Origin of the sequence: Rhodococcus sp. AD45-ID, from assembly GCF_003023755.1 — a bacterium.
GTDB lineage: Bacteria > Actinomycetota > Actinomycetes > Mycobacteriales > Mycobacteriaceae > Rhodococcus_F > Rhodococcus_F globerula.
On the sequence record NZ_PYHL01000001.1, the window covers coordinates 1079463 to 1098352 of the forward strand.

Annotated in this window: 20 protein-coding genes; 6 read left to right on the plus strand and 14 right to left on the minus strand. The window is 62.0% G+C overall.

Going from position 1 to position 18890, the window contains the following annotated elements; all coding sequences use genetic code 11:
• Nucleotides 1–4 precede the first annotated feature (4 nt).
• Nucleotides 5–238, minus strand: coding sequence for an HTH domain-containing protein (locus C7T36_RS04850; RefSeq protein ID WP_033235460.1), 234 nt, complete (start codon nucleotides 236–238; stop codon nucleotides 5–7).
• A gap of 72 nt (nucleotides 239–310) precedes the next feature.
• The gene (locus C7T36_RS04855; RefSeq protein ID WP_045063814.1) at nucleotides 311–1048 is read right to left on the minus strand and encodes a 1-acyl-sn-glycerol-3-phosphate acyltransferase; all 738 of its coding nucleotides are present in this window, start codon (nucleotides 1046–1048) and stop codon (nucleotides 311–313) included.
• 93 nt (nucleotides 1049–1141) lie between these two features.
• On the opposite strand from C7T36_RS04855, the gene C7T36_RS04860 reads away from it, so the two are divergent.
• Nucleotides 1142–1678 carry a GNAT family N-acetyltransferase gene (locus tag C7T36_RS04860; protein WP_045063817.1) on the plus strand — a complete coding sequence of 179 codons (537 nt, stop codon included), beginning with the start codon at nucleotides 1142–1144 and terminating at the stop codon, nucleotides 1676–1678.
• On the opposite strand, the gene C7T36_RS04865 is transcribed toward C7T36_RS04860, so the two are convergent.
• The gene (locus C7T36_RS04865; RefSeq protein WP_045063819.1) at nucleotides 1644–2747 is read right to left on the minus strand and encodes a PLP-dependent cysteine synthase family protein; all 1104 of its coding nucleotides are present in this window, start codon (nucleotides 2745–2747) and stop codon (nucleotides 1644–1646) included. The genes C7T36_RS04860 and C7T36_RS04865 overlap by 35 nt on opposite strands.
• Nucleotides 2744–3130 (minus strand): DUF4229 domain-containing protein, encoded by a 387-nt coding sequence (locus C7T36_RS04870; RefSeq protein ID WP_033235463.1) that lies wholly within the window; start codon nucleotides 3128–3130, stop codon nucleotides 2744–2746. The genes C7T36_RS04865 and C7T36_RS04870 overlap by 4 nt, the downstream gene beginning before the upstream one ends.
• 237 nt (nucleotides 3131–3367) lie before the next feature.
• Between C7T36_RS04870 and C7T36_RS04875 the strand changes: the two genes are divergently transcribed.
• Both C7T36_RS04875 and C7T36_RS04880 read left to right on the plus strand, forming a co-directional pair.
• The gene (locus C7T36_RS04875; protein ID WP_033235774.1) at nucleotides 3368–3574 is read left to right on the plus strand and encodes a BldC family transcriptional regulator; all 207 of its coding nucleotides are present in this window, start codon (nucleotides 3368–3370) and stop codon (nucleotides 3572–3574) included.
• A 138-nt stretch (nucleotides 3575–3712) separates the two neighbouring features.
• The gene (locus C7T36_RS04880; protein WP_033235464.1) at nucleotides 3713–3919 is read left to right on the plus strand and encodes a hypothetical protein; all 207 of its coding nucleotides are present in this window, start codon (nucleotides 3713–3715) and stop codon (nucleotides 3917–3919) included.
• Nucleotides 3920–4075: 156 nt separating this feature from the next.
• On the opposite strand, the gene C7T36_RS04885 is transcribed toward C7T36_RS04880, so the two are convergent.
• The 7 genes from C7T36_RS04885 to hemL form a co-directional block, all read right to left on the minus strand.
• Complete coding sequence (locus C7T36_RS04885) at nucleotides 4076–5722, minus strand: MinD/ParA family protein (protein ID WP_045066577.1); 1647 nt, start codon at nucleotides 5720–5722, stop codon at nucleotides 4076–4078.
• Nucleotides 5723–5900: 178 nt separating this feature from the next.
• Complete coding sequence (gene ccsB / locus C7T36_RS04890; RefSeq protein WP_045063821.1) at nucleotides 5901–6863, minus strand: c-type cytochrome biogenesis protein CcsB; 963 nt, start codon at nucleotides 6861–6863, stop codon at nucleotides 5901–5903.
• Nucleotides 6860–8524, minus strand: coding sequence for a cytochrome c biogenesis protein ResB (locus C7T36_RS04895; RefSeq protein ID WP_033235466.1), 1665 nt, complete (start codon nucleotides 8522–8524; stop codon nucleotides 6860–6862). The genes ccsB and C7T36_RS04895 overlap by 4 nt, the downstream gene beginning before the upstream one ends.
• Nucleotides 8521–9351 (minus strand): cytochrome c biogenesis CcdA family protein, encoded by an 831-nt coding sequence (locus tag C7T36_RS04900; protein WP_033235467.1) that lies wholly within the window; start codon nucleotides 9349–9351, stop codon nucleotides 8521–8523. Before C7T36_RS04900 ends, C7T36_RS04895 begins: the two co-directional genes overlap by 4 nt.
• Nucleotides 9348–9959: a TlpA disulfide reductase family protein gene (locus C7T36_RS04905; RefSeq protein WP_033235468.1), complete on the minus strand. Its 612-nt coding sequence runs from the start codon at nucleotides 9957–9959 to the stop codon at nucleotides 9348–9350. The genes C7T36_RS04900 and C7T36_RS04905 overlap by 4 nt, the downstream gene beginning before the upstream one ends.
• Nucleotides 9956–10615: a histidine phosphatase family protein gene (locus C7T36_RS04910; RefSeq protein ID WP_033235469.1), complete on the minus strand. Its 660-nt coding sequence runs from the start codon at nucleotides 10613–10615 to the stop codon at nucleotides 9956–9958. The genes C7T36_RS04905 and C7T36_RS04910 overlap by 4 nt, the downstream gene beginning before the upstream one ends.
• 59 nt (nucleotides 10616–10674) lie before the next feature.
• The gene (hemL, locus tag C7T36_RS04915) at nucleotides 10675–12000 is read right to left on the minus strand and encodes a glutamate-1-semialdehyde 2,1-aminomutase (RefSeq protein WP_045063822.1); all 1326 of its coding nucleotides are present in this window, start codon (nucleotides 11998–12000) and stop codon (nucleotides 10675–10677) included.
• A 110-nt stretch (nucleotides 12001–12110) separates the two neighbouring features.
• Here hemL and C7T36_RS04920 point away from each other — a divergent pair, with 110 nt between their 5' ends.
• Entirely contained in the window at nucleotides 12111–12458 is a 348-nt protein-coding gene (locus C7T36_RS04920) for a hypothetical protein (RefSeq protein WP_033235471.1), read from the plus strand.
• A 43-nt stretch (nucleotides 12459–12501) separates the two neighbouring features.
• On the plus strand, nucleotides 12502–14433 hold the full coding sequence (locus tag C7T36_RS04925) for an acyl-CoA dehydrogenase (RefSeq protein ID WP_045063823.1): 1932 nt from the start codon (nucleotides 12502–12504) through the stop codon (nucleotides 14431–14433).
• Between the two features lie 38 nt (nucleotides 14434–14471).
• On the opposite strand, the gene C7T36_RS04930 is transcribed toward C7T36_RS04925, so the two are convergent.
• Nucleotides 14472–15494: an ABC transporter permease gene (locus C7T36_RS04930; protein ID WP_045063824.1), complete on the minus strand. Its 1023-nt coding sequence runs from the start codon at nucleotides 15492–15494 to the stop codon at nucleotides 14472–14474.
• Between the two features lie 135 nt (nucleotides 15495–15629).
• Between C7T36_RS04930 and C7T36_RS04935 the strand changes: the two genes are divergently transcribed.
• Entirely contained in the window at nucleotides 15630–16190 is a 561-nt protein-coding gene (locus C7T36_RS04935) for a TetR/AcrR family transcriptional regulator (protein ID WP_045063826.1), read from the plus strand.
• Here the strand turns inward: C7T36_RS04935 and C7T36_RS04940 are convergent.
• Together C7T36_RS04940 and C7T36_RS04945 are read right to left on the minus strand one after the other, a co-directional pair.
• On the minus strand, nucleotides 16181–17056 hold the full coding sequence (locus C7T36_RS04940) for a TIGR03619 family F420-dependent LLM class oxidoreductase (protein ID WP_045063828.1): 876 nt from the start codon (nucleotides 17054–17056) through the stop codon (nucleotides 16181–16183). The genes C7T36_RS04935 and C7T36_RS04940 overlap by 10 nt on opposite strands.
• A 125-nt stretch (nucleotides 17057–17181) precedes the next feature.
• Nucleotides 17182–18795, minus strand: a complete 1614-nt coding sequence (locus C7T36_RS04945; protein WP_045066578.1) for an ABC transporter substrate-binding protein — start codon at nucleotides 18793–18795, stop codon at nucleotides 17182–17184.
• Nucleotides 18796–18890: the final 95 nt, after the last annotated feature.

Below are 18890 nucleotides of genomic sequence, written 5' to 3' on the forward strand. Positions count from 1 at the left end.
TTCCCTACCTGCCTTTCCCTCGTTGCGACTCTGCGCTTGCATGCTTCTTGTGGACGGCCTGACGGCTCACCTCGAGAGTCTCGGCAATCGCTTGCCAGGACCATCCTTGCTTGCGCGCGTTGGCAACCTGGATGGCTTCGAGTCGTTCGAGCAGTCGTCGCAGCGCCCGAACGGCCCGCAAGCCCTCCGCTGGATCGGGACTGCCTGCGGCGGTGGCGAGTGAGGTCGCTTCGGTCATGTTGTCAATATAGGTTGACAACCGGCGGGCGTCAACCAAAGTTGACACATTGGGGCGAATGGCAGCCAGTGATCAGTAACTCGCCACGGCGCCGTCCACCGCACGCTGCAGATCGCCTTGTACGACGCGAGCGATGTCCATCGGTTTTCCACCCAGGTCGACTACCGGAGTGCCGATGAAAACCCGGGCGCTCTTGACCTGACCCGCATCCGGCCCGTAGCTGATTCCAACCGACAGGAGCGCAGCCGAGCATCCCAATTTCTCTGCGCGCGAAACGATGTGGCCGATTCCGCTGTTGACGTGCTGCAGCGTCCGGGGATCCTCGGTATTGCAGGTTCCCTCGGGGAAAATCGCCAGACAGTCCCCCTCGCTCAAGCGCTGCGCCGCAACGTCCATCATCACGCGGCCCGCGTCCGACACGGCCCGCAGTCCGTGATTCTTGCTGCGGAACACCGGAATGCTGCCCATCATGTCGACCTTCTTGCGCTGAGCTGGATCAACGAAGAGCTCATCCTTCGCCAGCACGCGAGTCCGCCCGATCACACGCCGCAGTGGGGTGCGCCACGCCGTCGCCGCAAGCGTGAATTGGTCACTCTCCGTAAGGTGATTGACCGCAACCACCAGTTGCGTCCCACGCCCGAGTAGAGCCGCCAACGCGGCTTCCGCGCCAGGTGCATAAGCAATTCGCGGACGATATTTCATTGCCAGCGCGGCATAGGCAAGCTTGGCCACGAACCGATTCTGCTGGTGACCGCGGTAGTACTCGTACACAGCCTCGTAGTTGTCGAGCGAAACCTCGGGAGCGTCCATAGGCCAAACGATACACAACCTACGGTTGCGTAGGTTTGGGATTCCGGGCGACTCGGTTGGGCGAAATTCGACACTCGAGGTACAACGGATTCTGTGATTCGCTTGGCTGTCCCCGATGACCTACCTGCACTGCAACTGATCGAAACAGCCGCGGGTGAGCCCTTCCGAGACGTTGGAATGGACGCCATTGCCGACGATCCGCCCCCGACTCTCGACGAACTCACGAAGTACCTCGAAGCCGATCACATCTGGGTGATGACCGATGCCGCGAACACAATTCTCGGATACGCCCTTGTCGACATCATCGACGTCGGGGTTCATATCGAGCAGGTATCAGTGCACCCCCTGCACTCACGCAAAGGCTTCGGCGCGCAGTTGATCGACTCCATCGCCGACTGGGCTGGAGCACACCATCATCACGTGGTGACCCTGACTACGTTTGCCGACGTCCCCTGGAACGCGCCCTACTACGAGCGACTCGGATTCGAGCGCATACCCGAGAGCACGATGTCCCCGGATCTCATCCGGATCCGCACGCACGAGCAAGCGGCCGGACTCGATTCATGGCCCAGGATCACGATGAGCCGTCCAACGCTCAGGCGCCGGCCGTCCACGCCCCGGATCGGATGAACTCGTCCAGAACCGCTGTCGGCGTCTCGAGTGAAATACCCTCGGACGCAACCCAATCATCGTTGTAGTACGTCCCCGAATAGCGTTCTCCACCGTCACAGAGCAGCGTGACGACGCTGCCGCTTCGTCCTGCCGCCATCATCTCCGCAATCAAGGCAAAGGAGCCCCACAGATTTGTTCCGGTGGAACCACCGACCTTGCGCCCCAACGCGTCACTGGCGTGGCGTGCGGCAGCAATGGAGCCGGCGTCGGGCACCTTGATCATCCGATCGACGACCTGACCGACAAACGAAGGCTCGACGCGAGGTCGACCGATGCCTTCGATTCGCGAGCCGCGAGTACCGACTATGGACGGATCACCGGCCCGCCAGGCGTCGAAGAACACCGAGTGTTCGGGATCGACAACACACAGCCCGGTGTCGAATTTGCCGTAGCGCAGGAAGCGACCGATGGTCGCGCCCGTTCCACCGGTGCCTGCGCCGACGACAACCCACTCCGGGACCGGGTTTTCCTCACGTTCGAGCTGAGTGAAGATCGACGCGGCGATGTTGTTGTTTCCACGCCAGTCCGTTGCGCGCTCGGCATGAGTGAACTGATCCATGTAGTGCCCACCCGACTCGCGCGCGAGCCGCTGGGATTCGGAGTAGATCGACGACGGGTCGGTGACGAAGTGGCAACGTCCGCCGTGCGCTTCGATCAGGGCGATCTTCGCGGGACTGGTGTGAGCGGGCATCACAGCCACGAATTCGAGCCCCAGCAACTTCGCGAAGTACGCCTCACTGACGGCCGTCGATCCGGACGAAGCCTCGATAACGGGCGTGTGTTCGGTAACCCAACCGTTGCAGATGGAATACAGGAACAACGAGCGCGCGAGACGGTGCTTGAGGCTGCCGGTGATATGCGTCGACTCGTCTTTGAGATAGAGCTGGACGGGCCAGTCGTTCGGTAGCGGGTACCGCAGGAGGTGGGTGTCGGCGCTGCGCTGAGCGTCGGCTTCGATCAGTCGGACCGCGTTGTCGACCCAACTTCTCGCACTACGGCGCGAGACGTCGACCACCTCCGAGGTCACCGCTGGTCACCACGCAGTTTGGCGCGCAAATCGTCGCGATCTTCGCGACGCTGAGCGTCAACTGCGGCAATGCCGACATTGACGCGCTTACGCAACTTGGCAAACAGCAGAAGCGAGAGCGGAAGCGCGATCAACACGGCAAACAAGGCAGCTACGAGCAGGGGAACCTCTGCACCGACAGCCTTTCCACCGAACATGATGACGGCACCGATTACGACTACCAGCACGAGTCGGGCAACCGAGTACAGCACGACATCTCTCGCCAATTGCCCCTTCGTGACAACCCCACCAGAGGCAATTGCTTGCCCAGAGTTAACGGGCTCCGACTTGGCCAGGTCGGGCGTAGAAGGCTGGTTTTCCGGACGTTCAGGCAACTTACTCACACTGCAAGGTTACCTACTCCGGGCGACTAAAATAATCGGCCCGCTTTATCCGGTTTGTCCTTTACTTTTTCTTTACCCAAATATTAAGGATCGACTAACTGGGCAACTCTGTGCAAACATTGCGCTACCAATCCAAAAAAGGTCGAACGTGGACAGGGGCCGCCGAAACAAACTCGGCGTAGGTTTTGAGCTACTGTTTCGAAACACATGTTCGACGCCAAGACGGAGGAACATCAGATGAGCGCACCAACATACAACGTAGCCGCAGACGCACTCATGACACCCGGCCAGGTCGCGGCTCTGTTTCACGTAGATCCCAAGACCGTGACCCGCTGGGCGCACGCCGGCCGACTCGGATCACTTCGCACTCCGGGCGGACACCGTCGCTTCCGCGAGACCGAGGTCATGCAGCTTCTGCGCTCGCTGACCACCGAAGCCAACTGAATACCGGAGCTCGCGCTCTACCCAAATGCTCTACCCGAATACAGCACGGCGCACCAAGCCGCACCCACGTCCCAGGGATTCTGGTGATCCAGACCCGAGACTGAGTAGGCTCTTCCTTGTACTTGAAGGAGGTGCGCCGTGCTGTATCTGTTGGCGTTAGTAGGTTTGGTGACATTGGTCGTCCTGATGTGGAAAGCATTCGGACCGTCCCCCACTTCCCGAGCCTCGGGTGGCGGCGTGAAGGGGCCTGACGACGATCCCGAGTTCCTGTGGAACGTAAATCAGCAAACTCGACGCAAGCAGCAGGGAGGCCAGGACGGCGCTCCGACTGATTCGTCGCAGTAGGTCCCATGCCAGGGCGATCGCCCCTACAGCAGTAGGGCGGTCGCCCTGTGCAGATTGTAGGGTCACCGCCCTGTGCAGATTGTAGGGTCACCGCCCTGTGCAGATTGTAGGGTCACCGCCCTGTGCAGATTGCAGGGTCATCGCCCTGTGCAAGTTTCAGCGCTGCAGCGGACGTCCGTAGTGCGAACGCGGGAAGTCGTCGGCAACCGCGGCAGCAAGCTCGAAGAGAGCGTCACGGGTTCCGGACCGAAGTCGATCGAGGTCAACCTCGGCGCCTTCTTCGAGGTGCGGATCGAACGGAATCAGCCGAACGGTGCGGCACCGCTGTTCGAAATGCTCGACTACCCGGGGTAGATCAACCTTTCCCGAACCAGGCCGTACCGCATTGATGACGGCGACGGCGTTCGAGACCAGCGCGCTGTGTCCATGTGCGTCGAGCCAGTCCAAGGTGGCTGAGGCACTACGAGCGCCGTCGACCGAACCGGAACTGACGACGATCAACGAATCTGCCTGTTCGAGAACCGCTGTCATTGCCGAGTGCATCAATCCGGTTCCGCAATCGGTGAGAACAATGCTGTAGAACTTTTCGAGCATGGTGACCGTGCGGGTGTAGTCCTCCCCGCTGAATGCTTCGGAAACCGCCGGATCACTGTCGGAGGCAAGCACTTCCAGACGGTGCCGACTCTGTGACGTGTAACCACGAACGTCGCTGTACTTCTCGATGGTCGCTTCGTCACGCAGAAGGTTACGGACTGTGGCCGGGGTTTCGAGAGGAACTTTCTGACTGAGCGTTCCACGATCCGGATTCGCGTCGATTGCGATGACGCGATCACCGCGCACGGATGCAAACGTCGAGCCGAGAGTCGCTGTTGTCGTTGTCTTCCCAACTCCGCCTTTGAGGCTGAGTACCGCAACTTTGTAGCAGCCCTGCATGGGCTGATTGATCTTGTGAGTCAACTCGAGCATCTGCTGATCTTTGGCGCCGTTACCGAGGTTGAGACTCCGTCCCGACAACGTGTACACCGCCTTGCGCCACCCGCCGACCGGAGCGGGCTTCACAGGCTTGAGCAACAGCGCGTTGGAGAGATCTTGCGCCGACATCGGCAGCGATGATTCCGGCCGACCGGGCGCGGGCTGCGTTCCCACGATCGACGCCGGCCCCGCAGCAGGCGGACGCGGGACGTGCATCTGCGGGTTGGGCATCTGAGGGTTGGGCACGGGTGGCGAAACAGGAACCCGAGCAGCAGGCGGCATCTGCCCCAAAGGTGCGGGCGCAGCCGGAAACTGCGGTCGGGGCGCCGGAGCTTGTTGCGCCGCAACAGGATTCACCGCACCCGGATTGCCTGCACCATTCGTCCGGCCGACCCCAGGCGACGGTTCATAGGTTTGCGGCGGCAGTGAGGCCGCGAATGGCCCGGACGCAAAGTGTCCATTTGCCGGCCCGGGAGGCCCACCGGGGTACTGAATAGCAGGCACACGCCCCGCGTTGGGGGCAGGCGTCGAATTTGGGACAGGCATCGAGTTCGGGGCCGGCATCGGATTCGACGCTGCAGTCGGGGCAGTAGTAGCAGGCGGGGGCGTCGGCGGCGCCGGGTACATCGGTACGGAGTCATGGCCGTTGGGGCCCGGCGCTGTGTTGTCCGTCGGCGCGACGAACAAGCTTCGCATTCCCGGATCGACATCCTTCGGCGATGCAGGAGTCGGTGCATGAACAGGCTTCGGTGCGGCCTGCTGATGCGGAGCAGGCGCCGGACGCACCGGTTCCCAGATCCCCGCTCCCGCGTCGTCCTTCTTGTCAGCCATGTCCGCCCCTGTCGAAATCTGTTCCGTGTCGATCACCCAGCCCGATACAGACACGACCATACAGCTATCGCGTAGCTAGTTTCGTGGCTGGTACCCGGCTACCGTGTACCCCGCCGCAGCTGCACTGGGCGGGCACAAAACCCGACCGGTCGGCGACAACCCACCGTACCGGATCGACTCAGGTCAGCCCCGCGTAGGAATGCAAGCCGGACACAACCATGTTGATGATGAACAGATTGAAGAGCATTGCCACAAAACCTGCGATGTTGATCCAGGCGGCTTTCGTCTCACGCCATCCGGATGTTGCGCGGGCGTGCAGGTACGCGGCGTAAATCACCCAGGCGATGAAGGACACCGTTTCCTTGGGATCCCAGCCCCAGAACCGGCCCCAGGCCGCTTCCGCCCAGATAGCACCCAGGATGACTCCGGCACCGAACAGCGGGAAGGCGATGATGGTGCTCTTGTACGCCAGGCGGTCGAGTGTCTGTGCGTCGGGAAGCCGCTCGGCGATCCGGCCACCGATGCCAGAACCTTCTTCACCGGGCGGGAACTTGAGGCGCAGCAGGAACAGGATGCTGGCGATGCCACCGATCATGAAGATGCCGGATCCGACGCTCACGATGGTCACGTGAATCGGCAGCCAGTAGGACCGCAGTGCGGGAACCACGGGAGCGGCGTCGGCGTAGAGGATTGTTCCGGCAAGGAACATCAGAATCAGCACCGGTACGAGCAGGAAGACCCACATCGATCGGTACGTTGCCTTGGCCAGCAGAACGTGACCGACCAACAACGCTGCAGCACACGCCATGGCAACAAACTCGTACATGTTGCCGAGCGGGAATCGCGAGGTGGCAAATCCACGGAGCACGATCGACGCGATGATCAGAACGGTGCCGACAACCAGGACTGCGCGGCCCATCCCGCCGAAGCGCTCGGAGAGCGGCTTGACCGGCTGCTCGGTCACGCGCCCCGGAGTGAGGGCGTCCCCACCACCTGCGGCAACCAGTTCCTTCTCCTGAACGGATTTGGCGCGAGCCGACGCGTACTCGACGATCAGCAGCACAAACGCCAGAACCAGCACCGTGAAGGCTGATTTGAAGGCCCAGTCGCTGTACTGAGCGAGAGTCTCGTTGGTTGTCATCGGGCATTCTCCTGCACGTGCGGTGTGGTCACCGAGTTAGTCGAGTGGCTGTCTAGTAGTCGATCTGCGAGACGATCGAACTCGTCGCCCCAGCCGGCGTGGTCGGTACGGGCAAGTCCGCCGAGCTCTACTACCGTACGTCGTTCGTCGTCGAGATAGATACGGGCCCAGATTCTGCGACGCTTGATCAGCAGCGAAACCAGTAGCCCCGCCATCATCGTCAGTGCCGAGACCAGGACCCACTGCTGAGCCGGGTCGTGCGAAACCTGCAGGTTGACGAAGTCGACGGCGCCGTCGAATCGTACCTGCGTGCCGTCCGCCAATGTTGCGCTCTCGCCGGGCATCAGGTTGACACGTTCCTGCTTGACCAGTCGGCCCTGATTGATTAGTTCGGTGTTGAGCTCGAACAGCGACTGCGGATTACCGGTGTCCAGTCCGGTGTCACCCTTGTAGATGTCGATGGCAACGGCCGGATCGTTCATCGCCGGGAAGCTCGACGACAGCAGATTTCCGTGGAACAGTGCCGTCGGCGCGAACAATCCTTCGATGGCGATCTGATTCTTGCGTCGCTCGTCGGCATCCGGGTACATGCCGCCTGGCGGGTCGAAGCGCATCGCACCACTGCTCAGGAAGGTGACGGCATCGTCGGGTCGCCACTGCAGAGTCTCGGTGCGGGTCTCCCCGTTGGGGAAAGTGACCGTGAAGGTCGGTGCGTAACCGTGGCCCTGCAGGTACACGCGATCACCGGCAATGCGCAGTGGGTGGTTCACCGCGATGGTCGTGTCGCGCCAAGTGTCGGAGTCGATGTCATCGCCCGACTGGTACGCGATGTCCGAGGTGAACATCTCGGCCTGTCCGGTTTCGAGGTAGTCGGCCTCGAAGTTCTTGACCCGTAAACACAGCGGCGTCATCCCGGTGCCGTCGAGCTCGAGTCCGGCGATGAAGGAGTCGAAGGCGGCAGGCGACGTCGTGCAGAATCCCGGTCCGTCGTTGGCGATCACGATGCGGTTGCCCTCGTAGCCGAACAGCTTTCCGGCGGCGATGGCAATCAGGAGCCCGACGAGCGAGAGGTGGAAAACGAGGTTACCGAATTCACGGAGGTACCCCTTCTCCGCCGAGATCGTGATTTCACCGTCGCGCTTCGACCGCGCGTCGTCGGTGCGGGTTTCGACGCGCCATCCTTTGAGTTCCTTGGACAGACGCGCCGCCAACTGTTCGGGCGTCTCGCCAGGGACGACGGCCGACGTGTGGTGCGGCAAGCGGGAGAGGTTGCGCGGCGCCGCCACCGGGCGGGTACGCAGAGCCTTTGCGTGTTCGACGCAGCGCGGCAAGATGCAGCCGACGAGTGAGATGAACAGCAGGGCGTAGATCGCGGTGAACCAGAAGCTGCTGAACACGTCGAACAGTTCGAGCTTGTCCATCCACGGACCCAAGGTGGGCCGCGCGGCGATGTATTCGGCTACCTTGCCCTCGTTGAGGGAACGCTGTGGCAACAGCGCGCCTGGAATAGCGGCGATTGCGAGGAGGAACAGCAGCACGAGCGCCGTCTTCATCGAGGTGAGACCGCGCCACGTGTTGCGTCCGAGCGCGATGACTCGGCCGATCGTCGACTGCCGAGGCAATGCCGAAGTCGAGTTGTCGTGATTGTCGTCAGCTGTCATATCGGCAGCGTCACCTCCGAGATAAATGCGTCACGAACCCAGCCGACGAACTGGTCCCACGCGCCCGTGACGAGGGCAATACCCACCGCCACCAACATGATTCCGCCGAAAATCTGAATTGTTCGCGCGTTGCGGCGCAGCCAACCGACACCGTTCAAGGCGCGAGCCGACCCGAGAGCCAGAATGATGAACGGCAAGCCGAGCCCGATGCAGTACGCCACGATCAACGTGACACCGCGAGCCGCGGTCATACCTTCGGTTCCGGCGGCCACGGACATCACACCGGCAAGCGTCGGGCCAAGGCAGGGCGTCCAGCCGAGCGCAAAAACACCCCCGAGTAGCGGAGCGCCCACCAGGGAGGACACTCGACGCGGCTCGAAGCGGACGTCTTTCTGCAGCGCGGGCACCAAGCCGATGAACACGAGACCCATCGCGATAGTCACTACGCCGCCGACGCGCATCAGCACGTCGCGGTTGATCAGCAGGGTGGAGATGACCCCGAACACGGAAGCCGTCGCCAACACGAAGACGACGGTGAAGCCGGCCACGAAAAGTCCGGCGGCGCCTGCCACTCGCAGACGGCTACTGCGGGCAATAGTTCGCGTCCTGGCTTCGTCTGCCGTGATTGCCGGAGCGTCCGCACCGACCACCCCGGCCAGGTAGGACAGGTAACCGGGAACGAGCGGCACTACGCACGGTGAGGCAAACGAGACCAGACCGGCGAGCAGGCACGCGCCCAGTGCAAGAAATAGCGGCCCGGACGAGGCGGCATTTTGAAATGCTTCACCGACGCCGGCGCCGAGTGTTTCAGTACTTGCGAGTGTCATTGCTGCGCAGGCTCTTCCGCTGCCACTCGTTCGACCACGGGCAGAAGATCCTCGGCAAGCAATTCCTGCAGGAACACAGCGGCAACGCGGTGCTGGCGGTCGAGGACGATGGTGGTCGGGATGACCGATGTCGGGTATCCCTTGCCGAGTGCGATCAGCGATCGCATCGACGGGTCGTAGATCGACGGGTACGAGACCTTGTTGTCGACGACAAAGTCCTGTGCCTTGTTCTTGGTGTCGTCGCGAACGTTGATGCCGAGGAACTGCACTCCGGAATCACGCGTCTGCTCGTAGACCTGCTCCAAGTCGTCGGCTTCGGCGCGGCACGGGCCACACCACTGGCCCCAGACATTGAGGACGACAACTTTGTCCTCGAAATCGCTGAGGGCGACAGTTGCGTCTTCAGTCATCAGATCCGGCCCGGTGAGCTTTCCGATGGTGCCGCGATCGGACGGCGGATCGTAGAAGATCTTCGTCTGGCCACCCGGCGAGACGAAGTCGAACGTGCCGCCCGTTGCGACGGCGTCGTCGCCGGTCGCGCAGGACGAGAGAACGAGCATCGCTGCAGCAGCCGTGGCGACTGCTACTGCGACCTTGCGGAAAATCATGCTCCAGTCACTCTCGGATCGGATGCGCCTGCCGGCTCGGAGTAGATGATGTCGACGAGAGTGTCGCCTTCGTAGACGAGCGATGTGAGCGACGCCAGGCCGCACTGGCGGTGACGCGGGTCGTGCCACAGGCGCTCGCCCTGCAGGAACCGTCGCAAAGTCCACACCGGCAACTGATGGCTGACGATGACAGCTTCGTGTCCGACGGCAGCAACGCGAGCGGCATTCACGGCAGCGAGCATGCGATGCGCAATCTGCAGGTAGGGCTCGCCCCATGACGGAGTGAACGGATCGCGCAACTTCCACCAGTGCCGCGGGCGCGAGAGTGCGCCGTCACCGACGGCAACCTTGAGGCCTTCGAACTCGTTGCCGGCTTCGATGACGTTGTCGTCGGTCGTGATGTCGACGCCGTGAGCCTCGGCGATCGGAGTCGCGGTTTCCTGTGCCCGCTGCAACGGCGACGCGACAACATGGGTGATGTCGTGATCGGCAAGAACAGCCGCGACCGCCCGTGCCTGCGCCTCACCCGCCACCGACAACCGGAATCCCGGTAGCCGTCCGTACAGGATCCCGCGCGGGTTGTGCACTTCACCATGGCGAAGCACATGCACGATCGTGCGGGTGGACGTGTGGTCTGGATGGTCGACGTCGGTCACAGTCGAGAGTCCTAGCTGAAGTAGGTGCGGGCTGAAGGAATAGCGGGATCGTGCATGTCTCAGGGCTTGACGGCTGCTGCGGCAGCCTTTGCTGCGTGCGGCAGAGCGTCGGCGATGATCGAGAATGCCCGATCGTCGAGCGCGGCCGAGACGAACCACGCTTCGAACGCACTCGGCGGCGCGTACACACCGCGAGCGAGCAGTTCGTGGAAGAACGCGGGGAACCGCCACGTCTGCGCGGCCTTCGCCTCGTCGTAGTTCGTGACGGTGTTTTCGGAGAAGAACACGCTGACCAGTGTGCCCGCGTACTGCACCTGGTGGACGACGCCTTCTGCGGTGAGCGCATTGGACATGAGCGTGCCGAGGGTGGTGGCGTTCTTTCCGAGCTTGGCGTACACCTCGGCGTCGGCAGCGCGAAGATTGGCGAGACCGGCAGCGACGGCAACCGGGTTACCGGAGAGGGTGCCTGCCTGGTAGACCGGGCCGTCCGGTGCGAGATGGCCCATGATGTCGGCGCGACCGCCGAATGCCGCGGCCGGAAGACCGCCGCTCATGACCTTGCCGAAGGTGTAGAGGTCGCCGGCGACGTTGTCGATGCCGTACCAACCGGACGCGCTGACGCGGAATCCCGTCATCACCTCGTCCATGATCAGCAGAGCGCCGTGCTCGCGGGTGAGCGCGCGCAGTCCCTCGTTGAAACCGGGCAGCGGCGCGACGGCACCCATGTTTCCGGCAGCGGCCTCGGTGATGACACACGCGACGGCGTCCGGGTTGGCTGCGAATGCCGCGGCGACGGCGTCGAGATCGTTGTAGCGGACCACGATGGTGTCTTCGGCCTGTGCGCCGGTCACACCGGGTGATGTGGGCAGTCCGAAGGTGGCAAGACCCGATCCGGCGTCGGCAAGCAATGCGTCGACGTGACCGTGATAGCAGCCGGAGAACTTGATGATCTTGGTGCGACCGGTGAATCCGCGAGCCAGGCGCACGGCGCTCATGGTGGCCTCGGTGCCGGAGTTGACGAGGCGAACCTTCTCGACGGGGGCGACCCTGGCAACGATTTCTTCGGCCAGCGCGATTTCACCTTCGGTGGGAGCACCGAAGGACAGTCCGCCGAGGGCTGCCTCGCGGACGGCTTCCACGACTGCGGGATGGGCGTGTCCGAGGATCATCGGCCCCCACGACGACACGAGATCGACGTACTTGTTGTCGTCGACGTCGGTCAGCGTGTAGCCGGACGCCTCACGGATGAATCGGGGTGTTCCACCCACCGAACCGAACGCTCGGACCGGCGAATTGACGCCGCCTGGAATAACCTTGCCGGCACGCTCGAAGAGCCGAGCCGAGTTCGTTGCATGCACGTCGAAATCACCGGAAGACACAGTCACGACCTCCAGTGTCCCAGTTCTGTCGAATCTGACAACGACAGGGTGTAGGAGTTACGGCGCCGAAGTGCGTTTTCCGGCCCCAACAGGCCAATTATGGGACTATTTGGGCTATGAGGCGACTGCTGACCACGCTGTTGATTCCAGTTGCGATTCTTGTCACATCCTGCAGCTCCGACGGGGAAACCGAGGCCCCGAGCGCTACGACGGTGACTTCCGCTGCCAATTCGTCCGTCAGTTCGGTCCCCGCCGTGCCCCGGACCGAGCCTGCCTTTCTCGGTGGTTGCTCGGCTGTGTCGGTCTACGTCACGCAGCAGACGCAGAGCGGCGGAGCCCCGGCGGACGCTGCGGCGGACTTCCTGAAAATCGTGGAGAACGACCCGTCGTATCAAGCGATGCCGGAAGCCGACAAACAACTGTTCCGAGAAGGAATCGAAGCCGGCGCCGCTGGAAACTGCTGAGGAAACTGCTGACAGGTCGCACCCTCGCGCTAGGGTCGATCCCATGGCCACCACAGCGGACCACCTCAGGAATACTCTCGACGGACGCTGGCGGGAGGTGCGGGAGCGAGTTCGCGGCGAACTGTCCGACGAGCGTTTTGCTCCGCATTTCACTCCGAATCTCGCCATCGCCCGCGCCAAGACCCTCGAACAGATGCGAGTTCTTGCCGATCTCGGTTATGCCGCAAACGGTTTCGCGGTAGCGCACGGCGGAACCGGAGATGCGGGCGGCGCCGTAACCAGTATCGAAATGCTCGCAATGTCCGACTTGTCTCTCATGGTCAAGGCCGGCGTCCAGTGGGGACTGTTCGGCGGAGCCATCGAGAACCTCGGCACCGAACGCCACCACCAGGCTTACGTCAAACCCCTCATCGACCTGGAACTTCTCGGGTGTTTTGCCATGACCGAAACCGGTCATGGCAGCGATGTCCAGGAACTCGAGACCACCGCGACCTACGACGCGGCCACCGGCGAATTCGTCATCGACTCCCCCACTCCGTCCTCGCGTAAGGACTACATCGGCGGGGCCGCTGAACATGCCACCGTCGCAGCAGTGTTCGCGCAACTCATCACCGGAGGCGAAAGCCAGGGCGTGCACTGCTTCGTCGTTCCGATCCGCGATGCCGCCGGAAACGACCTTCCTGGCGTCACGACGTCGGATTGCGGCTTCAAGGGCGGACTGCCCGGAGTCGACAACGGGCGCATCATGTTCGATCACGTGCGTATCCCTCGCGACAACCTGCTCAATCGATACGCCGACGTTGCCGAGGATGGCACGTACAGTTCCGCAATCGACAACCCGAACCGCCGCTTCTTCACGATGGTGGGCACGTTGGTTCGCGGACGCGTCACTGTTGGCGGTTCCGCAGCAGCGGCAGCACGTGTCGGCTTGGCCATCGCGGGTCGGTACGCCCTGCAGCGCAGGCAATTCAGCGCCCCCAAGAGTGACAATGAAGTCCTGATCATGGACTACCTCGTCCATCAGAAGCGCCTGCTGCCGTTGATCGCCCGCTCGTACGCATTGCAGTTCGCGCAGAACGAACTTGTTGCCGCGATGCATGACATCCAGAGCAGCGAGAACCCTGATCCTCAGGAGCAGCGCGAACTCGAGGGTCGCGCCGCCGGACTCAAGGCCGCCAACACGTGGCATGCCACTCGCGCTATTCAGGAGGCACGCGAAGCCTGCGGCGGCGCAGGCTATCTCGCGGAGAACCGTCTCACGGCATTGAAAGCGGACACCGACGTCTTCACGACTTTCGAAGGCGACAACCATGTGCTGACACAGTTGGTCGCCAAGGAACTGCTCACCTCCTACGCCGACGAAGTTCGCGGCATGAGCCCGGTCGACTGGATGCGTTTCGCCGCCACGACGGTCTCCGATGTGGTCAAGAAACGTACTGCGGCCCAACAGATCCTGCAGACGATTGTCGACACTCGGCAGGACAACGAGGAGGATGGCAGCCTCTTCAATCGCGGCACTCAGATGAAGATGTTCGAGGACCGCGAAGAGTACCTGCTTTCCACTGCCGCACGGAGATTGCAGGCCGCACAGAAGAGGGAGGAGAATCCGTTCGACGCCTTCAACTTCGTGCAGGACCACGTGCTGAAAGCCGCGCAGGCGCACATCGAGCGCGTCATCCTGGAAGCCTTTGTTGCCGGCATCGATTCATGTGAGGACGAGACAGCAAAAGATCTTCTCGGCGAGGTGTGCGACCTTTACGCGCTCTCCGTCATCGAAGCAGACAAAGCCTGGTTCATGGAGCACCGGCATCTGTCGGTCGAGCGCTCGAAGGCCGTCACGCGCGGCATCAACGAACGCTGCCGCACCCTGCGCCCGCATGTCGCAACCTTGATCGACGGGTTCGGAATCCCGGAATCTCTGCTGGGTTCGGCGATGCTCGACGGAGACGGCACGGACGCAGTACGACTGAAGTAGAAATCTGGTGGGGCCGGGAGCACCCGGCCCCACCAATTTTATTGCGCTGCCGCCTTCTTCGACTGACGGGCAGCGACCAGGCCGGTCAACCCGAGAGCCGCAACCAACCAGACACCCAGAACGATCAGGTGCGGGCCGGCGCCGTTGCCGTCGAAGTAGATGACGGACCGAATGGGCTCCATAGCCGCCGATCCGAGCCAGAACGAATGAATGTGCTGCCAGAACCCCGGCAGGAACGACACCGGAATAGCGCCGCCCGAACTCGGGAAGTTGATGAAGACCAGTACCGTCAACACCGCAAAGATCGCGGCTTGACCCAGCAGTTTGTTGAGCAGAATGCACACTGCACCCACGGTGAAGGTGTAGACCATCGAAATCCCCAGCAATTGCAGGATCTCACCGAACGACGCGCCAAATGCATGCATGAAGATGCTGGTGATTCCGAAGGCGATGAGCGGGGTGAGGATTGCCGCGCCGGCGAGAATCGAATATTGCTCTCTCAGTCGCATTCTCGGCGCGACCTGACTGAGCACAGTCATGGTCAGGTAACCACCGAGGGTGCAGACGATCAGGAAGTAGAACAGTCCGACGGTCGAGGAATCACGCGCGGTGACCGGAGCCGAGTCCACCGAGGTCACCTGCTGCCCCGTCTGATCCGCGATGGAATGGGCCAGCCCCGTCACTACCGACACCGTGGAGGCACCGGCACCGGTTGCAATGTGCGCGGTCACGGTGTCACCGATTTCGATGGCGCCGATGGCGTCACGGTTGCCGATCCGAGCGATCGCATCGGCTGCGTTATCCGTGGCAACGATGTCGAATTTGCCGCCAGACGTTTCTTCGATTCCGTCGATCAAGGGCGCGGTCACCGACGCTGGTCCCACCACCACGATCGGCGCGTTGTTCGGCGTCGGCGAGTGGAAGGCGCTGACGTAGCACAGGCAGAACATGATGACGAAGAAAAGCGGAAACGCCAGTCCGCCGCCCACCATCTTCCAGTTTGTGGGTGGATCAGTCGTCTTCGCCGCTTCGCTCGGGACCCTGACGTCGGTATCTGTCATATTTCACACTCTTTTCGCTAACCGCATCTAGCTGTCAACACCGTTGACAGACTCAACAGTCAACACCGTTGACACGATAGAGTCAACAGCGTTGACAACGGGGTCGGCGGGAGAGCGAGCACAGAGGTCGATAGCGTGACACCCAGTGGACAGACGCCAGAGGCGGATCATCCCTCGACGCCCGAGGCGATTCGCGCCGCAGCATTCCAACTGTTCGGCGAGCACGGGTTCGGCGGCACATCCGTTCGGGCAATCGCGAAGGTTGCCGGTATCGATCCGGCTCTGGTCATCCGGCATTTCGGATCCAAGGAAGCACTGTTCCTCGAAACCACACCGGTCGAGGATTACTTCGAGGGTCAGTTCGACGGCCCGCTCGACACGCTCGGCGAGCAGATCGCATCGTTTCTCCTCGGCAAGGCAGACGCCCGAATGCTGTCGGTGTTCACGGCGCTGACACGCGCATCCGACAGTCCCCGCATCCGCGGACGATTGAGGGAAATGACAAGCACATTTGCCACCAACCTCGCCGCCCGTTTACCGGGCGACGACGCCTACACCCGGGCACTGCTCGTCTCCGCCCAGGTGTCGGGGTTGCTGAGCGCGCTCAGCACCGAGAGCATCGCGCCGACCGCAGATCGGGACAAGGTGGCAAAACTCTACGGCCGGGCGATGCAGACGCTGATAGATCAGTATTGAGAAATGACCTCGTCGGCAAATTGTCGAATCGAGTCGAGTCTTCCCTGACGATCTCCGGGGTCTACGCCGTAGCGATACCACGGCGACACTCTGATTTCCGTGACGCCCAACTCCTCGAGTTCGCGGTATCCATCGATGTCGCGTACGTCGGTGGGCGAGACGTTGATCTCGAAGGGGACGTCGGCACGGCCGAACTCGGCCCGCAACTTCGTCAGACGGTCGATGGCAGAGGCTAATTCAGCTTTGGTGGTGTTCACCGACATCCACCCGTCAGCCAGCCTCGCGGCGCGGCGCAATCCCGGTTCGCTGTGCCCGCCGATGTAGATCGGTACGGGAATCTCCGGAGCCGGACTGATCATCAGAGCATCGAAATCGTAGTGTTTGCCGTGGTATTCAACCCATTCCGGACCACGACCGGCACATACGGCCTTGATGATCTCGATCGCTTCGTCGGTCCGCGCGCCACGGGTACGCATCTCCGTACCGGTGAAGGTGAACTCCTCGGGAATCCACGACAACCCGACGCCGATCGCGATGCGGTTTCCCGACATCACCGCCATGGTCGAAACCTGCTTGGCCGTCAACAACGGATCACGAAGCGGAAGCTTGAATACATTGGTGTAAAACTGAATTCGAGACGTCACCGCAGCCATTGCCGCCATCGCTATGAAAGGATCGGGCATCGGCGTCTCGGGGGCCCACATCCGCTTGCCGTCAGCGGTGTACGGATACGGCGCCGACACCTGCTCCGGATAGAACACGGAATCCGGCATTGCGATACCGTCGAAGCCCGCCTCTTCGGTAACCTGAGCCAACTCGCACAGTTCCAGAGCGTCGATCATCGCGCCCGCCAACGACCACTTCATCGTTCCACCATTTTCATCGCTACTCGACTGACATGTCAGACCCGACCGTAATGCCTTGCAGCAGGCAATCACTCGACTGATCCTGATGACCGGGACGGCCATCCGGATCGTCTCGCACAGTCAACTCACTTCGGTGAGATCCAGGCTTCGTCGAAGAACATGATGTCCGTGATGTTGCGTGTGACGCCGTGAATGTTGTCGTCCCACGCCGTCAATACCGCTGCCGGGCCCCAGATTACGTAGGGCACAGCCGCGTTGGCGTACTCCTGCACCTTGCTGATGGCGTCGCGGACAGCGTCGTCGGTGGGCGCAGTCTGCACGGCTGTGAGCAGCGTGTCCATTTCCGGATCTGCGAAACCGGAAGGATTGTTCTTCGAATCACTGGCCATACTGTTGTACAAATTGATGTACGGCGCTTCCTCCCCGACCGGAGCGCCGCCCCTGGTCATGTCAAAATCGTGGTCTTTGTACACCCGGCGAACAAGATCCGTGACGTCGGTTGCGTAGTCGATGGTGACGTCGAAACCGATGGCGTTCAGCGACGCCTGGACCGTCAATGCGGTGGCCTGTTGGCCGGGTTCCGAGGTCGTGAGGTAGCGGAGCTTGCCGTCGTATCCGTCCGCCTTCGCCTGATCGAGCAAGGTCTTTGCCTTCGACGAATCGAACGGTACGCCTTCGGTGTTGTTGAACCACCGCGACGACACCGGTACCAGTTCGGAACTGGCAGTGCCTAATCCGTTGTTCGCACGTGTATTGACGGCTTCCGGGTCCACCCCGTACGCGATTGCCTGGCGGACGCGAACGTCGGCTCCTGGCCTGCCCTCGCGGTTGTTGATCGTGCCGATCCCGTTCTGACCGGTGGGACTGAGGTAGCCGGAGTATCCGTCGTCGAGAGCACGTTTGATTACGGCCTCGTCGCGAAGGATGTACGTCATGTCGATCTGACCGCTCTTCAGCGATTCGTACTGAGCCTGGGCGCCAGCGGTGGGAACAAACCGCACCGTGTCCAGCGGGGGTTTACCTCCCTGGTAGTCCGTGCGCGCTGCGAGTATCAACTCTTCGTGCGGCGCGAACTTGGCCAAGGTGAACGGCCCGGCCCCGATCGGAGTGAACGCTCCCCCTGCGTCGGAGCTTCGCGCAACGATCATTCCGGGGCCGAGCGACAACAGTGCCGGAAATTGACGCCACGGCCGTTTGAGCACAAACTCGACAGTGGTCTCAGTCGGCAATTCGACGCGGTCCACAATGTTCAACCAAGACTGCGATACATCCCCCTTGCCCGCCACGAATCGATCGATGCTCCACTTCACCGCTTCCGCGTTGAGCGGGCTTCCGTCGCTGAAGGTCAAGCCCTCGGGCAGGGTGACCGTGTACGCGGTGAAGTCGGCATTATTCGTCAGCGACTTCGCCAGCTGTGGCACGAAGCTCCCGCTTGCGGAGTCGCTGCGCACAAGCGTGTCGTAGATTGCGGCCATTTCGGTCCCGCCGGTCGAGCCGGCAGCCTGAGTTTTGGTGGGATCCAGCGAGGAAGGGAACGAATAGGACCCGAAGGTGAGAGCACCTCCGCCGATCGGCTCCCCGGCGTCCTGTGCGCCGACGTACCCAGCTGCACCACTGCGCGTCTGGGGATTCGCATCCGAGGAGTCGCCGCTACTCGACGCGCAGCCGGTCAACAGAAGTGCGCCGGCAATACCGAGCGCAACCAGGCGGGAAGTGGACCGAATTACTGTGGTGTGCATACGATTCCCCTGCTGAAGATGAACCAGTGACATTATCCCGCGCGGCGAACGTCGTACTACGCGGCCAATATGACCACGTAGTACGACGATTCACA

Coding starts and splice junctions, on each gene's coding strand:
- C7T36_RS04875 (WP_033235774.1), top strand. CDS start 3,368: ATGAGCGCACCAACATACAACGTAGCCGCAGACGCACTCATGACACCC.
- C7T36_RS04900 (WP_033235467.1), bottom strand. CDS start 9,351: ATGACACTCGCAAGTACTGAAACACTCGGCGCCGGCGTCGGTGAAGCA.
- C7T36_RS04930 (WP_045063824.1), bottom strand. CDS start 15,494: ATGACAGATACCGACGTCAGGGTCCCGAGCGAAGCGGCGAAGACGACT.
- ccsB (WP_045063821.1), bottom strand. CDS start 6,863: ATGACAACCAACGAGACTCTCGCTCAGTACAGCGACTGGGCCTTCAAA.
- C7T36_RS04905 (WP_033235468.1), bottom strand. CDS start 9,959: ATGATTTTCCGCAAGGTCGCAGTAGCAGTCGCCACGGCTGCTGCAGCG.
- C7T36_RS04885 (WP_045066577.1), bottom strand. CDS start 5,722: ATGGCTGACAAGAAGGACGACGCGGGAGCGGGGATCTGGGAACCGGTG.
- C7T36_RS04855 (WP_045063814.1), bottom strand. CDS start 1,048: ATGGACGCTCCCGAGGTTTCGCTCGACAACTACGAGGCTGTGTACGAG.
- C7T36_RS04940 (WP_045063828.1), bottom strand. CDS start 17,056: ATGAAGTGGTCGTTGGCGGGCGCGATGATCGACGCTCTGGAACTGTGC.
- C7T36_RS04850 (WP_033235460.1), bottom strand. CDS start 238: ATGACCGAAGCGACCTCACTCGCCACCGCCGCAGGCAGTCCCGATCCA.
- C7T36_RS04925 (WP_045063823.1), top strand. CDS start 12,502: ATGGCCACCACAGCGGACCACCTCAGGAATACTCTCGACGGACGCTGG.
- C7T36_RS04920 (WP_033235471.1), top strand. CDS start 12,111: ATGAGGCGACTGCTGACCACGCTGTTGATTCCAGTTGCGATTCTTGTC.
- C7T36_RS04945 (WP_045066578.1), bottom strand. CDS start 18,795: ATGCACACCACAGTAATTCGGTCCACTTCCCGCCTGGTTGCGCTCGGT.
- C7T36_RS04895 (WP_033235466.1), bottom strand. CDS start 8,524: ATGACAGCTGACGACAATCACGACAACTCGACTTCGGCATTGCCTCGG.